Annotated in this window: 21 protein-coding genes and 2 tRNA genes; 7 read left to right on the forward strand and 16 right to left on the reverse strand. The window is 60.6% G+C overall.

The window, feature by feature from the left end:
* Positions 1 to 42: 42 nt before the first annotated feature.
* The 3 genes from AAAX36_RS04455 to cobM are packed head-to-tail and all read right to left on the reverse strand — an operon-like array spanning position 43 to position 2246.
* Entirely contained in the window at positions 43 to 276 is a 234-nt protein-coding gene (locus AAAX36_RS04455; protein WP_195361484.1) for a hypothetical protein, read from the reverse strand.
* Positions 269 to 1453, reverse strand: coding sequence for a cobalt-precorrin-5B (C(1))-methyltransferase CbiD (gene cbiD / locus AAAX36_RS04460; protein ID WP_225093541.1), 1185 nt, complete (start codon positions 1451 to 1453; stop codon positions 269 to 271). The genes AAAX36_RS04455 and cbiD overlap by 8 nt, the downstream gene beginning before the upstream one ends.
* A 1-nt stretch (position 1454) precedes the next feature.
* On the reverse strand, positions 1455 to 2246 hold the full coding sequence (gene cobM, locus AAAX36_RS04465) for a precorrin-4 C(11)-methyltransferase (protein ID WP_161161413.1): 792 nt from the start codon (positions 2244 to 2246) through the stop codon (positions 1455 to 1457).
* A 458-nt stretch (positions 2247 to 2704) separates the two neighbouring features.
* On the opposite strand from cobM, the gene AAAX36_RS04470 reads away from it, so the two are divergent.
* From AAAX36_RS04470 to AAAX36_RS04495, 6 genes are all read left to right on the forward strand, one after another.
* Positions 2705 to 3631, forward strand: coding sequence for a sirohydrochlorin cobaltochelatase (locus tag AAAX36_RS04470; RefSeq protein ID WP_349074236.1), 927 nt, complete (start codon positions 2705 to 2707; stop codon positions 3629 to 3631).
* Between the two features lie 145 nt (positions 3632 to 3776).
* Positions 3777 to 4310, forward strand: coding sequence for a hypothetical protein (locus AAAX36_RS04475; protein WP_035138217.1), 534 nt, complete (start codon positions 3777 to 3779; stop codon positions 4308 to 4310).
* 4 nt (positions 4311 to 4314) lie between these two features.
* A complete protein-coding gene (locus AAAX36_RS04480; RefSeq protein WP_349074238.1) occupies positions 4315 to 5886 on the forward strand; it encodes an ABC transporter substrate-binding protein in 1572 nt (523 codons plus the stop codon).
* 22 nt (positions 5887 to 5908) lie between these two features.
* A complete protein-coding gene (locus AAAX36_RS04485) occupies positions 5909 to 6931 on the forward strand; it encodes an iron ABC transporter permease (RefSeq protein ID WP_195503389.1) in 1023 nt (340 codons plus the stop codon).
* A gap of 12 nt (positions 6932 to 6943) precedes the next feature.
* Positions 6944 to 8146 carry an ABC transporter ATP-binding protein gene (locus AAAX36_RS04490; protein ID WP_349074241.1) on the forward strand — a complete coding sequence of 401 codons (1203 nt, stop codon included), beginning with the start codon at positions 6944 to 6946 and terminating at the stop codon, positions 8144 to 8146.
* Between the two features lie 188 nt (positions 8147 to 8334).
* On the forward strand, positions 8335 to 9768 hold the full coding sequence (locus AAAX36_RS04495) for a radical SAM protein (protein WP_349074244.1): 1434 nt from the start codon (positions 8335 to 8337) through the stop codon (positions 9766 to 9768).
* A gap of 188 nt (positions 9769 to 9956) precedes the next feature.
* On the opposite strand, the gene AAAX36_RS04500 is transcribed toward AAAX36_RS04495, so the two are convergent.
* The 10 genes from AAAX36_RS04500 to AAAX36_RS04545 all read right to left on the reverse strand — a co-directional run bounded on the left by AAAX36_RS04500 (position 9957) and on the right by AAAX36_RS04545 (position 20760).
* Positions 9957 to 10568: a TetR/AcrR family transcriptional regulator gene (locus AAAX36_RS04500; RefSeq protein WP_175406030.1), complete on the reverse strand. Its 612-nt coding sequence runs from the start codon at positions 10566 to 10568 to the stop codon at positions 9957 to 9959.
* A gap of 116 nt (positions 10569 to 10684) precedes the next feature.
* On the reverse strand, positions 10685 to 11992 hold the full coding sequence (locus AAAX36_RS04505) for a lysylphosphatidylglycerol synthase transmembrane domain-containing protein (protein ID WP_349074247.1): 1308 nt from the start codon (positions 11990 to 11992) through the stop codon (positions 10685 to 10687).
* Positions 11993 to 12142: 150 nt separating this feature from the next.
* A tRNA-Glu gene (locus AAAX36_RS04510) sits at positions 12143 to 12219 on the reverse strand.
* A 22-nt stretch (positions 12220 to 12241) separates the two neighbouring features.
* A tRNA-Glu gene (locus AAAX36_RS04515) sits at positions 12242 to 12318 on the reverse strand.
* Between the two features lie 127 nt (positions 12319 to 12445).
* A complete protein-coding gene (locus AAAX36_RS04520) occupies positions 12446 to 13840 on the reverse strand; it encodes a CCA tRNA nucleotidyltransferase (protein WP_349074249.1) in 1395 nt (464 codons plus the stop codon).
* 164 nt (positions 13841 to 14004) lie between these two features.
* A complete protein-coding gene (locus tag AAAX36_RS04525) occupies positions 14005 to 14937 on the reverse strand; it encodes a 1-phosphofructokinase (RefSeq protein ID WP_138112436.1) in 933 nt (310 codons plus the stop codon).
* Between the two features lie 189 nt (positions 14938 to 15126).
* Positions 15127 to 16059, reverse strand: a complete 933-nt coding sequence (locus AAAX36_RS04530; protein ID WP_006233969.1) for a 1-phosphofructokinase family hexose kinase — start codon at positions 16057 to 16059, stop codon at positions 15127 to 15129.
* A gap of 74 nt (positions 16060 to 16133) precedes the next feature.
* Entirely contained in the window at positions 16134 to 17837 is a 1704-nt protein-coding gene (ptsP, locus tag AAAX36_RS04535) for a phosphoenolpyruvate--protein phosphotransferase (protein WP_035138206.1), read from the reverse strand.
* A 133-nt stretch (positions 17838 to 17970) separates the two neighbouring features.
* Positions 17971 to 18234, reverse strand: a complete 264-nt coding sequence (locus AAAX36_RS04540; RefSeq protein WP_022094575.1) for an HPr family phosphocarrier protein — start codon at positions 18232 to 18234, stop codon at positions 17971 to 17973.
* Positions 18235 to 18756: 522 nt separating this feature from the next.
* Positions 18757 to 20760, reverse strand: a complete 2004-nt coding sequence (locus tag AAAX36_RS04545) for a fructose-specific PTS transporter subunit EIIC (protein ID WP_349074251.1) — start codon at positions 20758 to 20760, stop codon at positions 18757 to 18759.
* A gap of 272 nt (positions 20761 to 21032) precedes the next feature.
* On the opposite strand from AAAX36_RS04545, the gene AAAX36_RS04550 reads away from it, so the two are divergent.
* Positions 21033 to 21890, forward strand: coding sequence for a MurR/RpiR family transcriptional regulator (locus AAAX36_RS04550; protein ID WP_349074253.1), 858 nt, complete (start codon positions 21033 to 21035; stop codon positions 21888 to 21890).
* A gap of 220 nt (positions 21891 to 22110) precedes the next feature.
* Here the strand turns inward: AAAX36_RS04550 and AAAX36_RS04555 are convergent, their stop codons facing one another.
* From AAAX36_RS04555 to AAAX36_RS04565, 3 genes are read right to left on the reverse strand one after another with little or no spacing between them, the layout of a single operon-like run.
* Positions 22111 to 23739, reverse strand: a complete 1629-nt coding sequence (locus tag AAAX36_RS04555; protein WP_349074256.1) for a DNA repair protein RecN — start codon at positions 23737 to 23739, stop codon at positions 22111 to 22113.
* Positions 23729 to 24589: an NAD(+)/NADH kinase gene (locus AAAX36_RS04560; RefSeq protein ID WP_349074258.1), complete on the reverse strand. Its 861-nt coding sequence runs from the start codon at positions 24587 to 24589 to the stop codon at positions 23729 to 23731. Before AAAX36_RS04560 ends, AAAX36_RS04555 begins: the two co-directional genes overlap by 11 nt.
* Positions 24586 to 25389: a TlyA family RNA methyltransferase gene (locus AAAX36_RS04565; RefSeq protein ID WP_349074280.1), complete on the reverse strand. Its 804-nt coding sequence runs from the start codon at positions 25387 to 25389 to the stop codon at positions 24586 to 24588. The genes AAAX36_RS04560 and AAAX36_RS04565 overlap by 4 nt, the downstream gene beginning before the upstream one ends.
* Positions 25390 to 25411: the final 22 nt, after the last annotated feature.

Here is a 25411-nt window from a genome sequence, read left to right on the forward strand (position 1 = left end):
CGCATACCCCCTCTCAGTGAACGCTATGCAGGAAATCCTCATCTAGCGCACCACCATCGTCGAGAAGTAGCTGCCCCGATCGGGCACATCGTCAAGCGAGCGGTACACGCGCTCGCCCGGAAGCCCACAGTCCTCTACGAGCTCGGCACCGTCAAAGGCGCCCTCCTCGCGAAGAATGCGCTTCGTGTCCGCAAGCGAGCGGCGCGCCTTCATGACCACCTTCGTCCCCGGCCAGCCGATTGCGCGGCCCACCTCGTACAGCACGCCTTTACTCATACGTCGCCCCCAATTTCCCGATAACTGCATCGGCGCCCGACGTGCGGAAAAGCTCGCGGCGCTCGGCGTCGAACACGACCGCGGCGATGTCGCATGCGCCCGCCGCGCGGCGGCGCAACCTGTCCTCAATTGCCGCAGCGAGCGAGGCGCGCGCAGCGTCCCCAACGCCGGCGGCCTCGATTACCTCGAGCGCCGCCGTGGTCGTGACGGACGACATGATCTCGCGCACGGTCTTCGCGCCCGCGCCGGCCATGGCCGCGTGGGCGGCCAGAATCTCCGCGCGGCAGTCGGCGGTACGCGAATGGGTGTCCATGATGCCGCCCGCGACCTTCACCAACTTGCCGATGTGTCCCACAAGAAGGACATTGGTAAATCCCTCGCGAACGCAGCAGTCAATCGCATCGCCCACAAAGTTGGAGATGAAGACCACCGGCGCACCGTTTAGGTGGAAATGCCCCGAGATGAACTGCCCGCCGTAGTTGCCGGGCGTGAGCACGACTCCGCGCCGCCCCATAGCCGCATGCTGCCGGATCTCGAGCTCGATGCTGTCGCGCAAGGCAGCGAGGCTGCGCGGCTCGACGATGCCCGTCGTGCCCAGGATGGAGATGCCGCCCTCTATCCCCAGATGCGGGTTGAAGGTCTTTTTGGCAAGGGCAACACCCTCGGGTACCGAAATCGTCACAGCAATATTTCCAGAAAAGCCGTGCGCGGCGCACACCTCGCGCACCGCCGAAGTGATCATCGCGCGCGGCGTCGCGTTGATGGCGGCCGCCCCCACCGGCTGCTCGAGCCCGGGCAATGTCACGCGCCCCACGCCCACGCCGCCATCGACGGAAACTTCCGATTCGCGCGCGGGCACGTCCTTGCTGCCCGCAGCACCCGTGCCCGACCCCGCATGTTCCACGTGCGCGTACACGAGTACGCCGTCAGTCACATCGGCATCGTCGCCTGCGTCCTTTCGCACGGCGCACTGGGCGCACCCCTCGCCGATGCATGCGTCGACCACGTTCGCCTCGACGGGCAGCCCGCCGGGGGTGACGATCGACACGCGGCCGACGGGCTTTCGTGACAAAAGCATCTCGCAGGCCGCCTTCGCCGCGAGCGCGGCGCAGCTCCCCGTGGTGTAGCCGCAGCGCAGGCGGGTCGTCCCGGTATATATGTAGTGCTCGAAGGCCACGCTAGCTGCTCGCCTTCCGATACCCCGTGGCAAACGAAGGGTCGTAAAGCTTGCTGCGCTCGTACGACTCTGCTTGCGCGCCGTTGTGCGAAAACCCGCCGCGAGCTCCGAGCACGCGGCCCACCACCACGAGCGCCGTGCGGTCGATGCCCTCTCGCGCGCCCGCATCGGCGAGCGTGCCCACTGTGCATCGCACCACGCGCTCCTCAGGCCAGGTCGCCTTGTACACGAGCGCGGCCGGCTCGTCGGAGCTGCGGCCCGCGGCCAAAAGCTCGGCGGAAAGCTCGGCGAGCATACCCGAGCTCAGGAAGATGACCATAGTCGAGCCACTTTCCGCCATGGTGCGCATGCCCTCGCCCGCGGGCATGGGGGTACGTCCGGAAAGTCGCGTGATCACGACCGACTGGCTGATTCCCGGCAGCGTGTATTCCTGGCGAAGCGCCGCCGCGGCACCGCAAAAGCTCGACACGCCGGGCACCACCTCGTAGTCCACGCCGCGCGCGTCGAGTGCGTCCATCTGCTCCTGGATGGCGCCGTACAGGCACGGGTCGCCCGTGTGCAGGCGCACCACTTCCTCGCCCCGCGCATCCGCCGCGCACATCACGTCGAGCACTTCCTCCAAGGTCATGTGCGCGCTGTCGTAGACGATGCAGGATTCCTTGCACTCAGCGAGCAGCTCGGGGTTCACAAGGCTTCCCGCCCAAACGACCACGTCGGCCGCGCGCAGAAGGCGCGCCCCGCGCAGCGTGATAAGGTCGGCGGCGCCCGAGCCTGCGCCAACGATATGAATCATCCGAGCCTTCCCTTCCCGTTTCTCATCGCAACCGTTTACGCCGCCCTTCGCGCAGCGGGCAAAACACGGCGTCTGCGGCGGCAATCGGCGCAAATACGCAGGCAGGAGGCGCAATGCCGCCCGCCCTGGCTTTGACACGTTCACAAGTGCCCACTATCATAGTAAAAGTTTCGGCAACGAGCATATGACAATCGGATAAAAGGAAATGACCGGCGCGGCGCCCGCACAGCCTGCGCTGGCTTGCGGAGGGAACCAGGTGGGAATCCTGGGCAAGGGACATTACTGTATAGGACGCGCGGGCGAACCGCCTCGCGCCCCAAGCCAGACTGCTTCGCCTTTTCCTCACGGCATCGCCGTGGCGTTAGCTCCTTGTGAACCCCGAGGGGTGCGCTTTTCTTTCGCTTGTGCCGACAAGCAACTGTCGCCGGGGGACCGGCAAACCGAGGAAAGGAAAAACCATGTCCGACCAGATGTCACGCCGCGGCTTCATGGGCGCCGCAGCAACCGGAGTCGTCGCGCTCGCCGGAGTCGCGCTCGCGGGCTGCTCCAACACCTCCGCGAGTTCCGAGAAATCGAGTGAAAAGGAGAAGGCCGTGAAGCCGGTCATCCTCGTCACGAGCTTCGGCACGAGCTACAACGACTCGCGCCACATCACCATCGGCGCCATCGAAGACGCTATCCGCGAGAAGTACTGGCAGGACTACGACATCCGCCGCGCCTTCACCGCGCAGATCATCATCGACAAGCTGAAGAAGCGCGACGGCATCACGATCGACAACATGACCGAGGCGCTCGACCGCTGCGTGGAAGACGGCGTGAAGGAAATCGTCGTGCAGCCGACGCATCTCATGGCTGGCCTGGAATACGCCGACGTGAAAGACGAGCTCGACAAGTACGCCGACAAGTTCGACAAGATCTCGCTCGGCGACCCGCTGCTCACCTCCGACGACGACTACAAGAAGGTGGCCGCCGCCATTAAGGAGAACATGGCGTCCTTCGACGACGGCAAGACGGCGCTGTGCCTCATGGGCCACGGCACCGAAGCCGGTTCCAACGCCGACTATGCCAAGATGCAGGAAGTGTTCAAGAACGAGGGCTTGACGCAGTTCTTCGTCGGCACCGTCGAGGCTGAACCGACCTGCGAGGATGTTATCGCCGCCGCGAGCGCCGCAGGGTACAAGAAGGCCGTGCTCGCGCCGTTCATGGTGGTCGCGGGCGACCACGCGAACAACGACATGGCAGACGAGACCGACCCCGACAGCTGGGCTGCGAAGTTCGTGGCCGCCGGCTTCGAAGTGACGTGCCTGCTCCAGGGTCTGGGACAGAACGCCGCGGTCGACGACATCTACGTCTCACACGTGGACGACGCCATCGCCAAGCTGTAAACTCGCCGCGCACGGGGGCGCCGGTCGCGTCCCCGTGCAACGGGCATGCGCCTTCCCCGACTGACGGCGCATGCCCGTTGCATTCGCATCCCGTCAGCCCACCGCACGGCGCGGGCGGTCGAAGCGATTGAAAGGAACCCCCTCCATGTTGAAGAAAACCCTCGCCTTCGCCCTGTCAGCGGCGCTTTTCGCGTTCTCGCTCGCCGGCTGCGGCGGAAATTCAATCGACAGCGCAAAGGCAAGCGATGCCGATTCCCAGGAAAAGACCGAACAGGCGGCCGATGCGCCCGAGGGCGCAAGCGCTGCCCCCATCACCGCCGACAAGGTGGCCGACGGCACCTATCCGATCACCGTAGATTCCAGCTCGAACATGTTCAGGATTGTGGACGCCCAGCTCATCGTGGAAAACGGCTCCATGCACTGCGTAATGACGCTTTCCGGCACGGGCTACGGCAAGCTCTTCATGGGCACGGGCGACGAGGCTGCCGCCGCGAGCGAGGCCGACTTCATCCCCTATGTGGAAAACGCGGAAGGCAAGTACACCTACGACGTGCCCGTTGAAGCGCTCGACGAGGACACCGCCTGCGCCGCGTGGAGTATTAGAAAAGAGCAGTGGTACGACCGCACGCTCGTGTTCGAATCCGCCGGCGTCGATCTGCGCGCCGACGCACTGAAGTAACGCCATGCGGTCGATTCTTCCCAAGGGGGAAAGCAGGAAGCGTCGCAGCATCGCGGTGCGCGCGATCGCCTGCGTTCTCGTCGCCCTGCTCGCGCTTCCCTTCGCGGGGTGCAGTGCGAGCCCGAACGCGACCGGTGGCACGGCAGGCTCTCAGGAATACACTGTGAGCGTCTCGCTCTCCGGCGGGTCAGGGCGCGCAAGCATCGCCTCACCCACCACAATTGTGAAGGATGGCGACACCTACACCGCGACCATCACCTGGTCGAGTTCGAACTACGACAAGATGACCGTCGACGGCGTAGACTACGCGCCCGTAAACGACGGCGGCAACTCCACGTTCGAGATACCCGTCACGCTCGACGAGGACATCGCCGTGTCGGCCGAGACCGTCGCCATGTCGACGCCGCACACCATCGACTACACGCTCTACTTCGACTCATCCACCATGAAGAAGAAAACGGGCGACGATGCAAGCGGCGACTCCCCTGCGGGAACGGCTTCAAGCGCCGCGGCCGACTTCCACAACGCCGATTTGGGCTGCGGCTGGGAGCCGACGGGGGCGCTTCAGCTTGAATACGCCAAGCACTTCACTGTCGACGAGTACGAAGGCGGCCTGCGGCTTATCTGCATTTCGAACGGGGAGCGCTTCCTCGTGGTGCCGCAAAATGCAAAGGTACCTGATGGGTTGAGCTCCGACATCGCGGTCATAAGGCGCCCCGCCGACAAGGTGTACCTCGTGTCGTCGGCGACGATGTGCCTGGTCGACGCGCTCGATGCGAACGACAATATCCTCATGTCGGGCACGAAGGCCGACGATTGCTCGGTCGGGGGCTTCAAAAGCGCGCTCGAAAGTGGGGCGATCGCCTACGGCGGCAAGTACAGCGCGCCCGACTACGAGCGAATATCGGCCTCGGGCTGCACGCTCGCCATCGAGAACACCATGATCAACCACACGCCCGATGTGAAGGAAAAGCTGCAGAAGCTCGGGCTCGTCGTGCTCACCGAACAGTCGTCGAGCGAGCCCGAAGCACTCGGGCGCGTCGAGTGGATTAAGCTTTTCGGCGTCCTGTTCGACAAGGAAGACGAGGCCGCGCACCTGTTCAACGAGCAGAAGGCCCGCGTCGAGCAAACGTCGAGGCTCGCGTCGTCAGGTAAAACCGTGGCGTATTTCTACATTAACTCGAACGGGGCCGCCGTCACGCGGCGGGCGGGCGACTACGTGGCGCAGATGATCGAGCTTGCAGGCGGCAGCTACGCGCTCGATGACGCGCAGGCGGCGTCGACGTCAGGTTCGTCAGTAACGCTCGAAATGGAGCGCTTCTACGCGACGGCGAAGGATGCCGACATCATCGTCTACAACGGCACCATCGACGAATCGGTTGCCACCTTGAACGACTTCGTAGGCAAAAACGCGCTATTGTCGCAGTTCAAAGCCGTGAAGAACGGCAACGTCTGGGTCACAAGCGCCGACATGTACCAGCAGATGACTTCTACCGCCGACATTATCGACGAGCTGCACGGGGCGTTCACCGGCGATGACACGAGTGACTTCCATTATCTGAGGAAGCTCGGCTAGCGCCATGAGAAGCCGGCTTACCATGGCATACGACGAATCGGGGCGCGCCGCGCGGTGTCGCGTCGTGACGGCGCTGCTCGCTGTTGCCCTCATCGTGCTCGTCGGGGCCAACCTGTGCATCGGGAGCGTGCTCGTGCCCGCAGACCACATCCCCGACATCCTTTCGGGCGGCGCGGCCAATTCCATGGAAAGCCAGGTCATCTGGGAGATTCGCCTGCCGCGCGTGCTTTCAGCCATACTTCTCGGCGGGGCACTTTCGCTCTCCGGGTTCCTGCTGCAGACGTTTTTCAACAACCCCATCGCCGACCCGTTCATCTTGGGCGTCTCCTCGGGCGCAAAGTTCGTCGTCGCGCTTACGATGATCGTGCTTCTGGGCGCGAACCAGGCCATGTCCTCGCCGGTCATGGTGGCCGCAGCGTTTCTGGGATCGCTTATCACCATCGGCTTCGTGCTCCTCATCGCACGGCGCATAAGTTCCATGGCCATGCTCATCGTGGCGGGCGTCATGGTGGGATACATCTGCTCGGCGGCGACGAACTTCCTCATCGCCTTCGCCGACGACCAGTCCATCGTGAACCTGCACAACTGGTCTTTGGGTAGCTTCTCGGGTTCGAGCTGGGACGACGTCGCGGTCATCGCGGTCGTGGTGATCACCGTGAGCGCATGCGTATTCGCGATATCGAAGCCCCTTTCCGCCTTCCAGCTGGGAGAAGCCTACGCAAAAAGCGTCGGCGTGAACGTCGCACGCTTCCGCGTGGTGCTCGTCCTTCTAGCAAGCATGCTCTCCGCCTGCGTGACCGCGTTCGCTGGTCCGGTGTCGTTCGTAGGCATCGCGGTTCCGCATCTCGTTAAGTCGGCGCTGAAGTCGTCGAAGCCCATCCGCGTGATTCCTGCGTGCTTCTTGGGAGGCGCCATCTTCTGCGCGGGCTGCGATTTGATCGCACGCACGCTGTTCTCCCCCGTCGAGCTTTCCATCAGCGCCGTCACCGCCATCTTCGGCGCGCCGGTGGTTATCGCACTCATGTTGAAGAAGCGGGTGAGGTAGATGGGGAAATTCGTGCCGCAGCCCAAAACGCTCGGAGGGGAGTCGAACCTCGAAACCCCGGTCGAAACGCAGGCTGACGGAGCGCCGCTTTTCCGCATAAGCGACCTGTCGGCGGGTTACGACAAGAAGGTCGTAGTCGAAGGCGTCGATCTGGAGGTTCGCGCGGGCGACGTCGTGGCGCTCATCGGGCCGAACGGCTCGGGCAAGTCGACCATCTTGAAAACAATCACACGCCATCTGGCACCGCATGCCGGCACGGTCGAGCTCGACGGGCGAGAGATTTCCCGATGGAAGACGGCGGAGTTCGCAAGGAACCTTGCCGTTATGCTGACAGATCGCCCCCGGACCGAGCTCCTCACCTGCCGCGATATCGTAGAGGCGGGAAGGCATCCCTACACCGGGCGAATGGGCACACTCACGCCCGATGACCATAATCGGGTCGACGAGGCCATGAAAACCGCACATGTGGAAGGGCTCGCCGAGCGCGACTTCATGCAGATAAGCGACGGGCAACGCCAGCGCGTCATGCTCGCACGCGCCATCGCGCAGGATCCGCGTGTGCTCGTGCTCGATGAGCCCACGTCGTATCTCGATATCCGCTACCAGATCGACCTGCTGCGAATACTTCGCCACCTTGCGAAATCGCGGAATGTTGCTGTCATCATGTCCATCCACGAACTCGAGCTCGCGCAGAAAAGCGCCGACAAGGTGATTTGCGTGAAGGACGGCCGGGTCTTCCGCGCCGGCGCACCCGAGGACATATTCACGCGCGAGACGATTGGCGAGCTCTACGGCCTTCAACATGGCACCTTCAACGAGCGCTTCGGCAGCGTGGAAATTGGGCGCCCACACGGCGATGCGCACACGTTCGTCATCGCCGGCGCAGGTACGGGGTCAGCTGTGTTTCGCCAGCTCATCCGGCAGGGCAAGGCGTTCTACGCGGGCATTCTGCACGAAGGGGACATCGACTGCGAGCTCGCGCGCGACCTGGCGACGGAATGCGTGGCCGAGCGCGCCTTCGAGCCGATCGGGGATAAAACCATAGCCCGCGCCAAAGAGCTCCTCGTCCACTGCGCGCGCCTTATCGTGTGCCCCGCCGCCTTCGGCACCATAAACGCCCGCAACGCAGAGCTCGTCGAGTTCGCACGATCGCATGGTATCGAGGTCATGCAAGCGTGCGAAGGCGCATCGGAGGATTCCAATGGATACGCCTAGGCGCGGTCCAAGAAATCGTCCGCATCCCCATCTGACACTATTTCACCGCAACTTAGAAGGTGTCGGCGTATAACGCTTCACCCCAAATTAAATTGATTCGTTGAATAGACACACTACAAATCTTTAGACTTCGTTTAATCCACAAGTGGGTATTATCACACATTAAGCACACGTGAAAGGATATACCCATGTCGCTTACACGGTCAGCAGAGCGTGCAGCGCTCAACAAGCTCATCGATTATCTCGACGACAACCCGCAAGAAAACATCGACAAAATCATGGACCTCGTGAACAAGCTGGTCCCCAATCGCGTATTTCCTGTACAGCGAGAGGCATTCACCAATGTCATCAAGAGCCGCGGCAATTGGTATGACCTGATCATGCGTGTGTTCAGCCTTAATCCCCAGATGCGAACCAAACTGCTTAAGACCCTCATTGTCGACGCCAACCTGCTAGCTTGGCCAGAGCAGGAAAAGAACCGCGAAAAGTACCAGTGCAACGTTCCGTGGGCCATCCTGCTCGATCCCACGAGCGCCTGCAACCTGCATTGTACGGGCTGCTGGGCCGCCGAGTACGGCTACAAGCAGAATCTCTCGTTCGAAGACATCGACTCTATCGTTACGCAGGGCAAAGGGCTCGGTACGCATATCTACATCTATACCGGCGGCGAGCCGCTCGTCCGCAAGCACGACCTGATCAGAATTTGCGAAAAACATCAGGACTGCGTGTTTCTCTGCTTTACCAACTCCACGCTGATCGACGAGGCCTTCTGCGACGATATGATTCGCGTAGGTAATTTTGTCCCCGCCATCAGCGCCGAGGGCAATGAGCACACCACCGACGCCCGTCGCGGCGAGGGTACCTACGCAAAGATCGAGCACGCCATGAAACTCCTGCGCGAGCGCGACTTGCCGTTTGGTATCTCCACCTGTTGGACCAGCGCCAATGCCGATACGGTTGCTACCGAGGAGAACATGGACTGGATGATCGGCGAGGGAGCACTCTTCTGCTGGTACTTCCACTTTATGCCGGTTGGCCGCAATGCAACCCCCGAGCTCATGCCCACGCCCGAGCAGCGCGAGCACATGTATCACTTTATCCGCGAAATGCGTGAGAAGAAGCCGCTGTTTACGCTCGACTTCCAAAACGACGGCGAGTTTGTAGGCGGATGTATCGCCGGCGGCCGCCGCTACCTGCACATCAACGCCGCCGGAGACGTGGAGCCGTGCGTGTTCATCCACTACTCAAACGCCAACATCCACGATGTGAGTTTACTCGACGCGCTGCGCTCTCCCCTCTTTATGAAGTACTACGAGAACATGCCGTTTAACGACAACTACCTCAAACCATGCCCCATGCTCGAGAATCCCGACGTGCTGCCCAAACTGGTCGCCGAGAGTGGCGCAATGAGCACCGACCTAATCGAGAAGGAGTCACCCGAGCAGCTGCGCGAAAAGACCCAGGCTGCCGCCGAGGCATGGTCACCTGTCGCCGACCGCATCTGGAACGACTCCGACGATCCGTTATACGCCAAGCGTCACGAGGACAAGTCGCAGGGCATGGCCGATAGCGACATGCACAAGTTCGAAAAACAGGGCCGCATACTCAAAAACGGCGATTAATGCTGCCCTACACGACAAACGCTCAGAAATGAAGCGGAGCAGTCTCGAGGCTCATCTTCGAGGCTGCTCCGCCTTACCATCAAAACAGTTTTACTAAGTTGCGGTGAAATAGGGACCAGAACGGCCTTCCAATAACCAAAATAATCCCTATTCCACCGCAACTTCTATAAGTTGTTGAATTATCGATGCTATTCGAAGCGAGATTCCAGACTCGACAGACCATTGAGAGTCAGATCGTTGGCGACCCCAGAGACGCGCTCGATAGGAACCGAACCGTCAGACAGCGCCCACGTGCGATAGATACCGATAATACCCGACAGCAAAAACGCCAGATAGTAGTCGAACATCTCGTCCTTGAGACCTTGGGGCAGCAGATCGCGTTCGGCAATCTCGTGCTCGAGCGGCGCACGAAGACGAGCCATAAAATCATCGAGCGGAATGTTCTCGATCAGCTGACGATTGAGCACCAAGTTGTTGCACAGTGCCTCGTTAACGGTTTTAAAGAAGGTCGCCGCCGCGCCCAGGGCGCGCTCGTTGGTGTCGCCGTCCATGGAAGCAAGCGTTTTCTCGACCGAGTCGACAATCATCTCCACCACATCGACGGCAATGGCATCGAGCAGGCCGTCAACCGTGCCAAAGTGAACGTAAAAGGTCTTGCGGTCGACATTGGCCTCGCGCGCGATGGCACTCACCGTAATGTCTGCCAGCGGCTTTTCCATGAGCAGGCGCTCGAAAGCGGAAAGGATGGCATTGCGGCTGCGAACGATGCGGCGGTCAAGACGCGGTTTGCTGGTTGCCATGGGCATGTCCCTTCGATATGCGAGCATTCATCAACAGATGAGAGATAATCTACGTAAGAGGATTATCCCCCATACAGTACAAATATGCCCCGCATCATGAAGAACGCACGACTGCCCTACTGCGACTTAGGGTGCTTCTTCTTATTGAGTGCCGACGGAGATACGCGAATACCATCGCCTGTCTGGCGCACATAGGCCTTATGAGCCGGCTTAGCGGTCCCAGAAGCCTTCTGAGCGTGCTTCTTGGGATCAACGGTAACAGCATTAGTGGGGTGCGGCTTAGTGGGCGCAGAGGGCGTCTGAGGCGTGCGGCCGAGCTTGCGCATCACGCGATCCCAGCGCGCATGGATGCTCTCGTTGTGGGCGCTCTTAAGTCCCAACAGGGGCGCAGCCAAAATGGTCGGCGCAATAAACGTAATGAGACGCCACAGCAGATAGCCGGCGGTCGAAGCCGACCCAAAGAAATGACCCAAGAACAATGCAAAGCCGCCCTCAGCGCCACCAGTTCCACCGGGCAGGGGGACCGCAGAGCTCAACAGCTGGACAAAGGCGCTCGCGGCCATGACCGAGAAAAAGTCGACCTCATGGTGGCCAAAGGCAAGCATCAGGAAATACGGCACGAGGTAGAAAAACGCGAGCTGCAGCATGGTGATGACCACCGTGAGCAGCATGGACGAAAAGTGGCCAGCCGAAAGCTTGAACTTCTCAGAGAACGAGTAGATCTCGCCATCGACAAACGTGCGCCAACCCTCGATCTTAGTGGCCGAGACACCAATGCGCTCGAGCCAATTGATGATGCAATGGGCGACGCGCGTGACGGTCTTAGGCATGAGCGCGACGGCGAAGATGCCAAGCAAGATGCAGCAGTGCCCACCAAAGCTAAAGACACACAGCAGCGTCATGTCGCCATAGCGCTCGGCAAAAAAAGGCATGCGAGCAAGCAGTAGGATAGCGCCCCAGGCAACGAGGCCAAACTGATACACGATAAAGCGCGTGAACTGCGTGGCGCCGGCCTCGCCCACGTTTTGGCCGGCCTTGGTCAGGCGATAGATCTGAGCCGGGGTGGAGCCCATCATCATGGGCGTCAGGTTGCCAAAGAAGATGCCACTCGCCTCGACCGAGATCAGGTCGCGGATGCCGACGGGCGAATTGGGATCGAGCCAGACGGCGATCGCATAGGCCACAATGCCAAAGAACAGGTACATGGACATGCAAAGACACGCGACAACGAGCCATGACGCCTGGACGCTCGACATAGCGGCCCAGAACTGCCCCATCTGCCCGGTTACCACCAGATAGACGATATAACCTACCAGCACGACGCCGATAAAGATGGCGCCGCGGCGTGCGCTCTTATTGTCATCTCCGCCCGAGGCCTCAACCTCGACCTGGGGCTTAGACGTATGCTGAGAGGACTCCGTCATGAGACTCCTTCTAACAGTCAAAATATCTTGGATATTGTACCCGTAAGGGCCATAGGCAGAACGCAAAGCTCTGGTTCAAACGGGAATTGCAGACGGTTGTTTAAAAATAAAAAACCCGGCCTTCCATAGGAAGTCCGGGTATCAGATGCGTGGTAGCCCGTACCAGATTCGAACTGGTGATCTCCGCCTTGAGAGGGCGGCGTCCTAAACCGCTAGACGAACGGGCCATAAGCCTCAGCAGAAAAGAAGTGGTAGCCCGTACCAGATTCGAACTGGTGATCTCCGCCTTGAGAGGGCGGCGTCCTAAACCGCTAGACGAACGGGCCACATGACATCTGCACTGCCGTGCTGCGAGGTAATATATTACGGGACAAAAAACGTCAGCGCAAGAAGAAATTCCAAATTGCCGAAAAATTGTCGGCAGGTTATGGAACACGCAGGTAAACTAGGTAGCTAATTCAAGTTGAGATGGACCAAAAGAGCTTCGCGATCGTTGGGAATGTTGTCTTCGATCACGGCGTCGAGGGCGGAGTTGAGAAGCTGCCCCAGTTCCGGCCCGGGCTTGACTCCAGCACGGATCAGGTCGCCGCCGTTGATGGCGAGCATCTTGAGCGTATAGGGCTCCCCCGCCCTCAGCAGCTCGTGCGCCATCGCGCGCATCTCCTCAATCGTCTCAACGTAATAGAAGCACGATGGGGCCTTGCCAAGCGTGTCAGCACGCTTGAGGTCCATGAGCTCGTCAATCAGGCGGGCCGTGTCGACGCCCTCACCCGAAAGCGCGCGCATCATATTGAGCAGGCAGGAGCGCTCGGGGCGCAACGGCTTATCGTGATATTTGATGAGCAGGCAAACGTCGCGCACCAGGTCGTGCGAGAGTGCCAGGCGATCCATAATGACGCGCGCTTTCTTGGCGCCGAGCTCGGGATGACCGTAGAAGTGTCCGCTGCCGGCGTGATCGACCGTAAAGCACTCGGGCTTGGAGACATCGTGCAAAAACGCCGCCCACATAAGGCTCGACGATGGCGCGACGCCGTCGCACAGCGCCAGCTCCCCTGCAACCGTCAGCACACGGGCGATATGCTCGTAGACGTTAAACGCATGATAGACACTTCGCTGATCAAACCCGCGACCCGCTGCCAACTCGGGCACAGCGGCGCAGATGAGCTCAGGGTAGCGCAACATGGCGTCTCCCCCGTGACCGGTCGAAAGAATGCCCTCGAGCTCAATACCCACACGCTCACGCGCCACGGCATCGAGCAGCGGCGCGCACTCGGCAAGCGCACGCTTGGTCTCGGGCTCAATCATAAAGTCCAGACGGCAGGCAAAGCGCACAGCACGCAGCATGCGCAGGGCGTCCTCGTTAAAGCGACGCTTGGGATCGCCGACAGCGCGAATCAGCTTGCGCTCCAAGTCACCCTGGCCGTCGTAGCGGTCGACAAGCCCGCGCTCGGGATGCCAGGCCATGGCATTGACGGTAAAGTCGCGGCGCGCCAGATCGTCCTCGAGCGAGGCGGCACGCTCCACACTCTGGGGATGGCGACCATCGGTGTAAAAGCCATCCAGACGGTACGTGGTGACCTCGATACGCTCGCCATCGGAAATAGCCGTGATTCCGCCAAATTTAATGCCCGACTCCACAACCGCGATGCCGGCGGCCTCGAGCGCCGCTTTGGACTCCTGCCACAGGCCGCTACAGCACATATCAACATCGTGGCTGGGGTACCCCATCAGGGCGTCGCGCACCCAACCGCCCACGTACCAAGCCTCAAGACCAGCCGCCTCAAGCGCGCGCAGGACGCGCAGGGACGCATCGGACGGTTGAGTACCGTTGAGCGAAACATTGCACATGCCTATGGCCTCCTGCGACTATCAAATTGGCTATCGATTGCGTCTGCAAGAAGTCTAGCAAGAAACAGCCTCCACTGCACACGCAAGTCCGATAAACAAAAACGCATCCGTCCTAGTCTAAGACGGATGCGAAATAATCAAACTATTCAGACAAGGTGCCGGAACTAGCAGACCTGGCGAACCTCGATGTGCTTCTTATATTCGTCCACCTTGGCAAAATCACCCAGACCGGGGCACTCGACCACGTTGGCGCCAGTGGCCATCGAAAGGCGCAGGGCGTCCCCGACGCGCTCGGGGGCGTCGTGCCACACGGACAGGAAGGCAGCGAGCGAGGAATCGCCGGCGCACACCGTCGACAGCAGCTTGACGTCGAAGGTGCGGTTGGCAAACCAGATATGCTCGCCGTTGGAGAAGTACGCACCGGCGCCACCAAGGGTCAGCAGCACGTTCTTGGCGCCCTTGGCGTGCAGCTCGGCCATAGCGCCCTTGACGGACTCGTCGTCGCCACCGCTCACCTTGATGCCAAAGATGTCAAGCAGCTCATCGTCATTGGGCTTGATCAGCAGTGGCTCCAGAGCAATGAGGTCTGCCAGCTGATGGCTCGAGATGTCGAGGACGAACTCGGCCCCCTTGGCCTTGACACGGCGCAGGACCTCGGCCAAGAAGCCCTCGGAAGTGTTGGGAGGCAGCGAGCCGCTGATGACCAGGCAGGTCATGTCATCGAGCGAATCGATAAGTTCAAACATCTCCTGCTCGTTGGCCTCATTGATGGCGGCACCGGCATTGACCATGTTGTACTCGGTGTCGGGACCGGCGTTGAGGAACACATTGACGCGCGTAATACCGTCGGTCCACACGGGCTTGACGGGCACGCCCAGGGCCTCGGCGCCCTTAACGATAAACTCACCCGAGAAGCCGGCGAAGAAACCCAGGATCGTGGTGTCGACACCATAGTGGTCAAGCGTAAACGAGACGTTGAGGCCTTTGCCGTTGGGCGTGTAGACGGCATTGCGGGTACGCGTGACGGTATTGGCAGTAAGGCCGTCGCAGGCGATGTTGTAATCAATGGCGGGATTAGCAGTGAGCGTGTAAATCATGAATGTTCCTTTCACGAAGCAACGTGTTAATGAAAGTATATTCCACGCATCGGTAAAAGGCTAGGACAACTCGGTGAACGGTGTGGAAGCGATGAAGTACGGCAGGACACCTCTCCCCCATGGCGGAACAAAAAAGGCGCCCCGGCCGAAACCGGGGCGCCGCATGCGCACGAATATGTCGCGTTTCGATTACTGACGATCGAGCTTGCGGACAGCAACGCGCTTGCTGTACTCGTCGACGTGACCGAAGTCACCAATGCCGACGGACTCGGCAACGTTGGCGCCGGTGGCCATAGCGAGCTTCATGGCCTCCTCGACGTTGTCGCGATCCCTGTACCACTTGTGCAGGAACGCAGCGAGGGTGCAGTCGCCGGCGCAGACGGAAGAGACCAGCTTGATGTTGAACTCACGCTTGGCGTACCAGATGTCCTCGCCGTTGGAGAAGTAAGCGTCGCCGCGGCTACCACGGGTGAGCAGCACGTTCTGAACGCCGGCGTCGTGAGCCATCTTCATGGCAACGCGGACCTCGTCGTCGGTGTCGACCGGCACGCCGAAGATGGCCTTCATCTCGTGATGGTTCGGCTTGATGAGCAGCGGCTTCTTGTGAGCGAGCTCCTTGAGCTTGTCGGAGGACAGGTCCAGGACGACGTCAGCGCCACGAGCCTGAGCGTGCTCCATGACCTGAGCCAGGAAGTCGGGCGTAGCTTTGGGAGGCACGGAGCCGGAGACAATCAGGCACTCGAGATCGCCCGCGGTGTCCAGGATGTTGTAGAGCTCCTCCTGGTGCTGCGGCGTGATCGGAGCACCCGGGTTCAGGATGCCGTACTCGTGCTGGCCATCGTTGACGTAGGTGTTAATGCGCGTGATACCGTCGGTCCAGACCGGGCGGCAGAGGCAACCCAGGTTCATGACCTCCTCGACGATGAACTTGCCCGTGAAGCCAGCGAAGAAGCCGAGCGCGACGGTGTCGACGCCCATCTTCTTAAAGGCGAAGGACACGTCGAGGCCCTTGCCGTTAGCCGTGTAGCTGGCCGAACCGGTGCGGACGTTCTCGTCGGGCTCGAGCGGAGAGCTCGAAACCGTCATGTCGACAGCCGGGTTAGCGGTTAGCGTGTAGAACATTTACAGTACCCCCTGTATATGTGAGGGCCGCGTGGCCGGCCCATTCCAACCACGCGGTTACCTCTGATACCAAATTAGCGAGCTGCGGACTCGAGCAGTGCCTTGACCTCGGCGGCGGTGTTGCAGGCGAGCGCCTTCTCGGCGAGCTCGTCGCACTCGGCCTTGGTCCACTGGCTGATGGTCTTACGGGCGCGCAGGATCGACGGAGCACTCATCGAGAACTCCTCCAGGCCCCAGCTGATCAGCAGCGGCTCGAGCAGCGGATCGGCAGCGGCCTCGCCGCACATACCGACCATGATGCCGGCCTTCACGCCGCTCTCGATGATGTTCTTGAGCGAGCGGAGCACGGCGGGATAGTAAACCTGGTACAGGTTGGAGATGGTGTCGTTGCCACGGTCGGCGCACATGGTGTAGCCGATCAGGTCGTTGGTGCCGATGGAGAAGAAGTCGGCGACCTCGGCAAGACGGTCTGCGAGCAGCGAAGCGGCAGGCGTCTCAACCATGATGCCGACCTCGATGTTCTCGTTGAACTTGCGACCCTCTTCAGTCAGCTCGGCCTTGCACTGCTCGACAAGCTCCTTGACAGCCAAGACCTCCTCGACGCAGGTGACGAGCGGGATCATGATCTTTACGTCACCGAAGGCGCTAGCGCGCAGCAGAGCGCGGAGCTGGACCTTGTACTGGTCGGGATTGGCCAGGCAGTAACGCACGGCGCGGAAGCCCATGAAGGGGTTATCTTCCTTGACCATGTGCAGATACGGAATCTCCTTGTCGCCACCCACATCGAGCGTGCGGATGATGACCGGAGCGCCCTTGAGCGCGCTGGCGACCTTACGGTAGGCGTTGAACTGCTCCTCCTCGGAAGGAAGCTCGGCAGAGTCCATGAACAGGAACTCGGAGCGGAACAGACCGATGGCCTCGGCATCGTGATCGAGCGCGTTGGGCACGTCATCAGGGTTACCGATGTTGCAGGCGATGATCTTCTTGATGCCATCGGCAGTCACGGACGGCTTGCCACGGAAGGCCTCGAGGGCTGCCTTCTCGGCAGCGAAGGCCTCGGCCTTGGCAGTGTAGGCAGCGAGCGTCTCCTCGTCGGGATCGGCCTCAACGATACCCTTGCCACCGTCGACGACAACGGTCATACCGTTGCGCAGCGCGGTGCAGCTGTTGGAAACCGAAAGGACAGCCGGGATCTCGAGGGCACGCGCGATGATCGCGGAGTGCGACGTGCGGCCACCGGTCTCGGTGACGATACCGGCAACGTGGGCCTTATCGATCGTGGCGGTCATGGACGGCGTGAGGTCATGCACGACAACGACGGTGTTCTCGGGCAGGACGGAGAGGTCGACGACCTCCTTGCCCAGCAGCTCGGCCAGAATACCGGTGCGGATGTCGGCGATGTCGGCCGCGCGCAGACGGAACATCTCGTCGTCCATGGACAGGAACATGTTCTCGAACATGGTCGAGGTGTCCATAAGCGCCTGCTCGGCGCAGGTACCACCGTCAATGGCGGCGTTGATGGCGTCGGTCATACCCGGATCCTGAGCCAGGACAATATGTCCGCTCATGATCTCGGCCTCGGCCTCGCCCACCGTCTCCTTCATGTGGTCGGCCTGAGCCTGGGTCTTCTCGCAGAAGACCGAAAGAGCGGACTGATAGCGCTCCTTCTCTGCTGCCGAATCAGCAACCTCGTGCGGCTCAAACGTCAAGTCGGGATCGACAGCGACCATGACGGTGCCGATACCGATGCCCTCGGAAGCGTTGACTCCCTGATACATTCCCATTCCTCTCTCCGTGTCATGTGATAAAGCGTTTTGCCATATCCATGACAAAAGAGCGCAGTTACCTTACAACAGGTCACTGCGCCCCCAAATATGAACTTAGTTGTTCAACATGCGACCCGTTTGAGTTCTACTCGCCAAGACCGCTCTTGATGAGCTCGATGGCAGCAGCCAGAGCCTCGGCCTCGTCAGCGCCGTCGCACTTTACCTCGACCTCGGTGCCGCAGGGGATACCAGCAGCCATGAGGGCCATCGGGGACTTGCCGTTGACCTCCTTCTCGGGGGTGACGACCGTCACGTCACAGGCGTACTTGCCCATGGTGGAGGCGAACAGACCAGCCGGACGCATGTGCAGACCCTGAGGATTAACGAGGGTAGCCTTCTCAGAAACCATAGTTGACTCCTTTTTGTGTTTAACCCCTGTCATGCATGTGGCAGGAGTCAGATTCACGACGTTGTTTATATTAACTCACATCAAACGGTTTTTCATTGTGTTTCACACGAATTGTTGGACAGATGTCGTATCCCTGCGCTCGCCCGCCGGACGGGGCGATTAAGTTTGCTGCTCTACAGTCCTGCGCAAGACGGAAAGCACATTAAGTGCTTTCCTTTGTGTGCGGAACTCGCGACAAACTTAATCGCCCCGTCCGGCGGGCGAGCTGCGGAAACTCGGTCGGTCCAGAGCGATATCGTGCGAACGGAATTCTGGCTGATGATCTGTTCGCGACAAAGACTCGATAGGTAGCCCCCTCTATGCCCTTTTATAAGTTGCGGTGAAATAGGGACTGAATTTGGGGTTGAATCGTTTAAACAGTCCCTATTTCACCGCAACTTATTTGGGGATGAAAAAGGCGGAGGCCCTGGAGAGGGACTCCGCCTTATATACAGGGGGCGATGTTATTCGCGAGCTGGGGGATTAGACCAGGCGGGCGTTGATCGTCTTGGCGATCTCGGCGGCGTCGGTGGAACCCTTGACGGTGGCACGGAAGTCCTCGTCCATGAGCGCCTCGGCGACCTTGGACAGGATCTTGAGGTGCGTAGTGCCGGCCTGGGCACCGGGGATGAGCAGGGCGATAGCCACGTTGACGGGAGCGCCGTCCATGGTGTCCCAACCGGTCACGCCGGACTCGTCCTTGACGACGATGACGGCAGCCTCGGTAATGGCGTCGGACTTGGCATGCGGGATGGCGAAGCCCTCCATCATGCCCGTGGTGCCCTCGGCCTCGCGGGCCAGGAAGGCGTTCATCACGGCGTCGGCGTCGCTGGCGATACCTGCCTTGACGGCCTGGTTGGAAACGAAGCTCAGAGCCTCGTCACGAGAAGCGAAGTCCTCGGCGACAAAGACATTCTCGACCTTCACGAAGTCGGCAGCCTCGGCCTTGGGGGCCTCGACGGCAGCGGCCTTGGGAGCCTCAACCGGCTTGGCTGCAGGAGCGGCCTTCTGATTCTTCTCGAAGTCGTACTTCTTGAAGGCCACGAACAGGATGCCACCGACCACAGCGCCGATGAGGATCGCGAGGACCCACAGCGGACCGTTCTCGACAACGGGCAGGACCAGGAAGCCACCGTGAGGCGCCGGATCGTGAACGTTGAACATAATGGTCAGGATCGAAGCGATAGAGGAACCGAGCATCATGATGGGCATCACGGGCCAGATGTTCTTGGTCATGAACGGAATGGCGCCCTCGGTGATGTGGGTGCAACCAAGGATGAGGTTAACGACACCGGCGTCGTGATCCTCCTGGCTGAAGTACTTCTTGCCGACAACGACGGCAAAAGTGGTGATCAGCGGCGGAACGATGCAAGCGGCGGAGACGGCAGCCATGAAGTTGGTGCCGAAGTTGTAGGTCTCGGTGCCGACGCCAGCTTCGAGAGCGGTACCGAGCAGGAAGGTGCCAGTAGCGTAAGCAGCCTTGTTGACCGGGCCGCCCATATCAAAGGCGCACATGCAGCCGATGGCCAGGCCAAGGATCACCGGACCGGAGTTACCGAGGCTCTGCAGGAAATCCATCATGCCCTGGTTAATGGCAGCCATGGGGCCGGAAATACCGAGCATGACCAGACCGACGATGGCGGTAGAGCACAGCGGATACAGGAAGATTGCCTTCAGGCCATTAAGGCTCGCAGGAATTTTAGAGAAAACCTTCTCGAGCAGCAGGATGACATAGCCAGCGAGGAAGCCGCCGACGATGCCGCCTAGGAAGCCAAAGCCCACACCTGCGCCACCGGCGTCGATCATGCCGGTATCGGCGTTAACAGGCAAGCCCTGGATGGCAATCATACCGGCGACGAAACCGGGGACGAGCGCCGGGCGCTTGCCGATGGACTCGGCGATGTAAGCGGAGAGCACCGGAACCATGAGGTTCATGGCGATACCGCCGATAATCTTGAGCATCGCGGCAAAGCTGTTGTAGTCGGCAGCCGTCGAATCAAAGGACGTGATGCCCCACAGGAACGAAATGGCGGTCAGAACACCACCGGCAACGACGAAGACCAGCATGTGGCTGACGCCGTTCATGAGGTGCTTGTAGATGACGTGACCGATGGACTCCTTCTCCTCGACCTCGTCCTCGACATCGGCGGCAGCGGCAACCGTGTCGTCGCCCTTGGCGGCGAGCGCGCGGTCGATCAGCTTACCAGCAGCCTCGACAGACAGGGCCTTGGAAACACCAACGGAAACCATGGGCTTACCGGCGAAACGCTCAGCCTGGACATCCTTATCGGCTGCGACGACGACGGCCTTGGCACCGGCGATCTCGCTCTTGGTGAGCTCGTTCTCGACGCCGACCTGGCCATGAGTCTCGACCTTAATGGTCAGACCTCGCTCAGCAGCAGCCTTCTCCAGCGCCTCCTTCGCCATGAAGGTGTGCGCAATGCCGGTCGGGCAACCGGTCGCGGCGATGATGTCAAACTTAGCCATGTGTCCCTCCTTCTTGAGTACAGCGCCCGCGGGCGCTCCCCTACACGCGCTTCGATGCGCGTTTTTCCACACTTGAAAGATACCAACCTACCGTCCGAGTGAGAAGAGACAAGGCGCAATTCTCCGGTGAAAGGTTCTTTCATAACCGTAAACGGCAAGTGAAAGTTTACCATCAACACTTGAAACGGCAAGGTGTATCTTGTAATTGAAAATGCCCGTATACTATGGCATTGCAAATCAAGCTAGATTTTCATGCCAACCAGGAGCCATCCATGACCGATAGTAGCAAGAGCGCACTTTCCCTCATTAGTACCCATCAGGGATACAGCGAGTCCGAGCAGCGCATTGTCGACTATATATTGGAGCACCAGTCCGAAGCGCCACGCCTCACGGCCGCTCAGCTCTCGCGCGCTGCCGCCACGTCCGAGGCGACCGTTTCGCGTTTCTGCCGCAAGCTGGGCTTTGGCAGCTTCCGCAGCTTTCAGTTTTCTTTGGCACGCGACTTAGAGAGTCAGCGCAACGAGGGCCTGACCGACGAGGTCTCGCTCGACAACATGGAGCAGAGCCTTAAAAATATCCTCGCCGCCAAGGTGAGTGAGCTTAATGCGACCATCGACGGCATTGATCACGACACGTTGACCGCAGTTGTACACGCGCTTAAGAATGCCAGCGTTATTGAGTTCGCCGCCGTGGGCAATACAAACGCGGTCGCGCTCGACGCGACATTTAAGTTTTCGCAGCTGGGTCTGCGCTGCATGACGAGTACCATTAGCGAGACATCAATCGGCTTTGCGCTCACGTTGCGCCCGGGTGACGTCATCGTGCTAATCTCAAACTCCGGCAAATCGCGCCGACTGAATCGCATGGCAAAAGCGGCTCGCGACTGCGGCGCAACCGTAGTCGTCATCAGCAGCGACAGCAAGTCTCCACTCGCGCGCCTGGCAGACTACACTTTTAATACCGTCAACCACGAAGCACTGCTGACAACGGGCGACTTCGCGTTCTCCAAGATGAGCGCCACGATGATCATCGAGGTCATCTACAACTTCCTGCTGCCCGAGATTGAAGACGCGCGTGAGCATATCAGCTACTACGAGGAGCTCATCCAGCCGGACAAGGTCGTTGAGTAGGTAGATTGGGGTGCCGATAGACGCCTCTCGTCACGAAACCCGCCCATCTACTACGTTTAACCGCAACCGCCAACCATACACCCAAAATAGAGAAAACCGCAGGTGTTCTACCTGCGGTTTTCTTTTTGCAATTCTTGGCATAGTTGCCGATGCCCTACCAAACGTAGTAGATGGACCCGTTTCGTGGCGGCCGGGTTGGACATGCATGTGGCGGCTCCGCCTAGGCACGCGCCTCCGCAAGCATCTGCCTGGCGTGCGCCAGGCTTGCCTCCGATTGATCGCCGCTCAACATGCGGGCGATCTCGGCGGTACGCGCTTCGCCGGTTACCTCGTCCAAATGCGTCTGGGGAACATCGCCCGGTTCCTTACTGACAACATAATGTTTGTCGGCCATGACCGCAACCTGCGCAAGGTGCGTTACGACGATGACCTGATGAGTAGCGGCAAGATCGGCCAGCACACCAGCAAGAGCACGAGCCGTAGAGCCGCCGACACCGGCATCGACCTCGTCGAATACCAGAGTGTCGACGCCGTCCGCATTGCCGAGAACAACCTTGCTTGCCAGCATGACGCGGCTGAGCTCGCCGCCCGACGCAATGCGGCGCAGGGGGCGCGGCGTCAAACCGGCACCGCTGCGGTATAGCAGCTCGTAGCTCGAAGGACCAACCGGCGTCCACTCAGCACGGGGAAGATCACGTGACTCCCAGACGAGCTCGGCGCCGCCCATCTCCAGGCGAGCCATCTGGCGGCCCACCTCGTGGCAGAAGCGCGGGGCCGCCGTATTACGGGCGCGCTTAAGTGCCTTGGCAGCGGCAAACAACTCGTGCTCGGCGCTCCCGAGTGCCTCACGCGCCTTTCTGATCTGTTCATCGCCATCATCGACCAGGGACAGCAGCTCTTGCGAGCGATCGCGCATGGCAAAAACATCGTCCATGGTGGGACCCCACTGACGCAACAGGCCCTTGAGGTCGGAATACCGCTCACGCATGCGAGCGAGCTCGCGCGGGTCAAAGGCGACGCCATCGCGATAGGCACGAAGCTCGTTCGCGCAATCCTCAAGGGAAATACAGGCATCCGAAAGCGCATCGGCAATATCGCCCAGTTTGCGATCGACGGTAGCCATGCGGGAAAGCTCTGCCACGGCGCTGTTCACGGCATCGAGCGCTCCCCCTTCGGCGGCAAGCGATCCATGGGCATCGTTAGCCGTGGCAACCAGTACCTCGGCATGTTCGGAGCGCGGCAGCAGTTCCTCGAGTTCCTCATACTCGCCCGGTTTGGGGTCGACCTCGCCGATGCGCTCGAGCGCAAAGCGCGCTTCCTCGACGCGGCTCCCCTGCGCACGTGAGGCCTCCTCGACGCGACGGACCTCCTTGGCAGCCGCGCGCGAGGCTTTAAAGCAAGCACGGTAGTGCTCGAGCGCCTCGAGTGCAGGGCGCCCTGCCCAGGCATCGACCATCGCAACATGATGCGCCGGATCGAGCAAGCGCTGGTGCTCGTGTTGGCCGCACAGATCCATCATCACGCCAACGCGCTCCGAAAGCTCGCGCACACTGGCGATGCGGCCGTCAATCTTCACGCGGCTGCGGCCCTCGGCAGAAAGACTGCGCTGCACGGTGAAGCCCTCCGTGTCGTGCGGGCCGTCAAACAGGCGCGCCTCGACGCTCGCCAGCGCCTCGCCCTCGCGCACCGTAGACGAATCCGCGCGCTCACCCAAAATAAGCTTGAGGGCCGAGAGCAGCGCGGTCTTGCCGGCGCCGGTCTCGCCGGTCAGGACAGTCAGGCCAGCACTCGGCAGCAGCGTCGCCTCGCGAATGAGCGCAATGTTAGAAACCTGCAGCTCATCGATCATGACGGACTCCGTAGAATACGCGGCTCACCGAGTTATAGAAGCTCTCGGGGCCGTAATCCAGCAGCAACACATCTCCGGGCCCGCGGCGCACCGCCACGCTCTCAACGGTGCCATCGCAGGTAATAAACTGTCCATCGATAGCGATCGCCGGAACGCTCGGACGATCATCAGACATAAAGATTTCGACGACATCACTCGGCGAAGTCAAGAAGGCACGGGCCTGAATGGTGTGCGGCGCAATGGGTACGCAGACCATGCCCGTATAGTCGGGGCTCACGATGGGGCCACCGGCACTGAGCGCGTAACCCGTAGAACCAGTCGCCGTGGACACGACCACGCCGTCGCCACGCAGTCGGTCGATATGGTGGCCCGACACCGTGATGTCAAACTCGACCATATCGGACAGCGGACCGCGGGTAAGCGCCATGTCGTTGAGGGCGAAGGTGCGCACGACATCCTTCGTACCGTCTTCGCGCACGGACACGATATCCGCGGCGATGGTGGCGCGACGGCTCACGTGCAGCTCGCCGGAAAGGGCGTCGCTCACGACCTGCAGAATGTCGCGCTCCTCGGGGCTCGCAGCTGTTAAAAAGCCCAGGTGACCATAGGAAAGACCGAGGATAGGAATCTCGCGATGGTTGAGGATGCGGGCAGCGCGTAGCAACGTACCGTCGCCGCCGAGCGTAATGACCAGATCGGAGCCGTCAATATCAGGCGTGCTCTGAATCTTGGATCGCTGGTCGGCAGCCCATGCGACATCATAGCCCTGGCGCGTCAGCCAAAGCTCGAGCATCAGGCCGCTCTCGACCGCTTCTTGCTTGTAGTAATTGGGAACCAGAAAGACCTTCATAGCGTTGCAGCTTTCTCGCTCATAACCGATACCTGGGATTGCAGCTCATCGTCGGTGCGTTCGCCGGGGGCAAACCTCGTGCCGTACAGGAAAAACTCAACGTTGCCCTTGGCACCATGAATGGGTGACACGCACACATCGACCGGAAACAGGCCCTTGGCAGCAAAGAGTTCAACCGCCGCCACGAGTGTATCGCGGCGCACGGCGGGATCGGTCACAATGCCGCCCTCGCCCACCAGCGCCGCCGGAGCCTCAAACTGCGGCTTTACGAGCGTACAGAATGCACCCGTAGGAGCCATGCACGCCAGTACCGCATCGATAATGTTCGCGATGCTGGTAAACGAGACATCACACACAGCCAGGTCGATGGCGCCGGCATAGCCAAGCTCAGGCAGCTGCGTCACGTTTGTGCGCTCATGCAGCGTCACGCGATCATCCTGACGCAACGACCAATCGAACTGGGCGCGACCCACGTCCACCGAGACAACGGTCGCAGCTCCGCGCTTGAGCAGGCAATCGGTAAAGCCGCCGGTAGAGCAGCCCACATCCAGGCAGGCAAGGCCCGTCGGATTGATGCCAAACGCATCAAGTGCGCCTTCGAGCTTAAGACCGCCGCGGCCAACATAGGGAATGCACCCCTTCACGTGCAGCGACAGGCCCGGGGTCACCTTAAGACCCGGCGAAGTCAAGCGCTCGCCGCCACTCGAGACCAAGCCGGCCATAAGAGTGCGAAGGGCATCCGCGCGATCGGCGCAGATGCCCTGTGAAATCAGTTCGTCATCAAGACGCACGCGTTTCATGAATGCCATCAACCATTCGTAT

The organism is Collinsella sp. CLA-ER-H10, from assembly GCF_040092475.1.
In the GTDB taxonomy this organism is placed as follows: Bacteria; Actinomycetota; Coriobacteriia; order Coriobacteriales; family Coriobacteriaceae; genus Collinsella.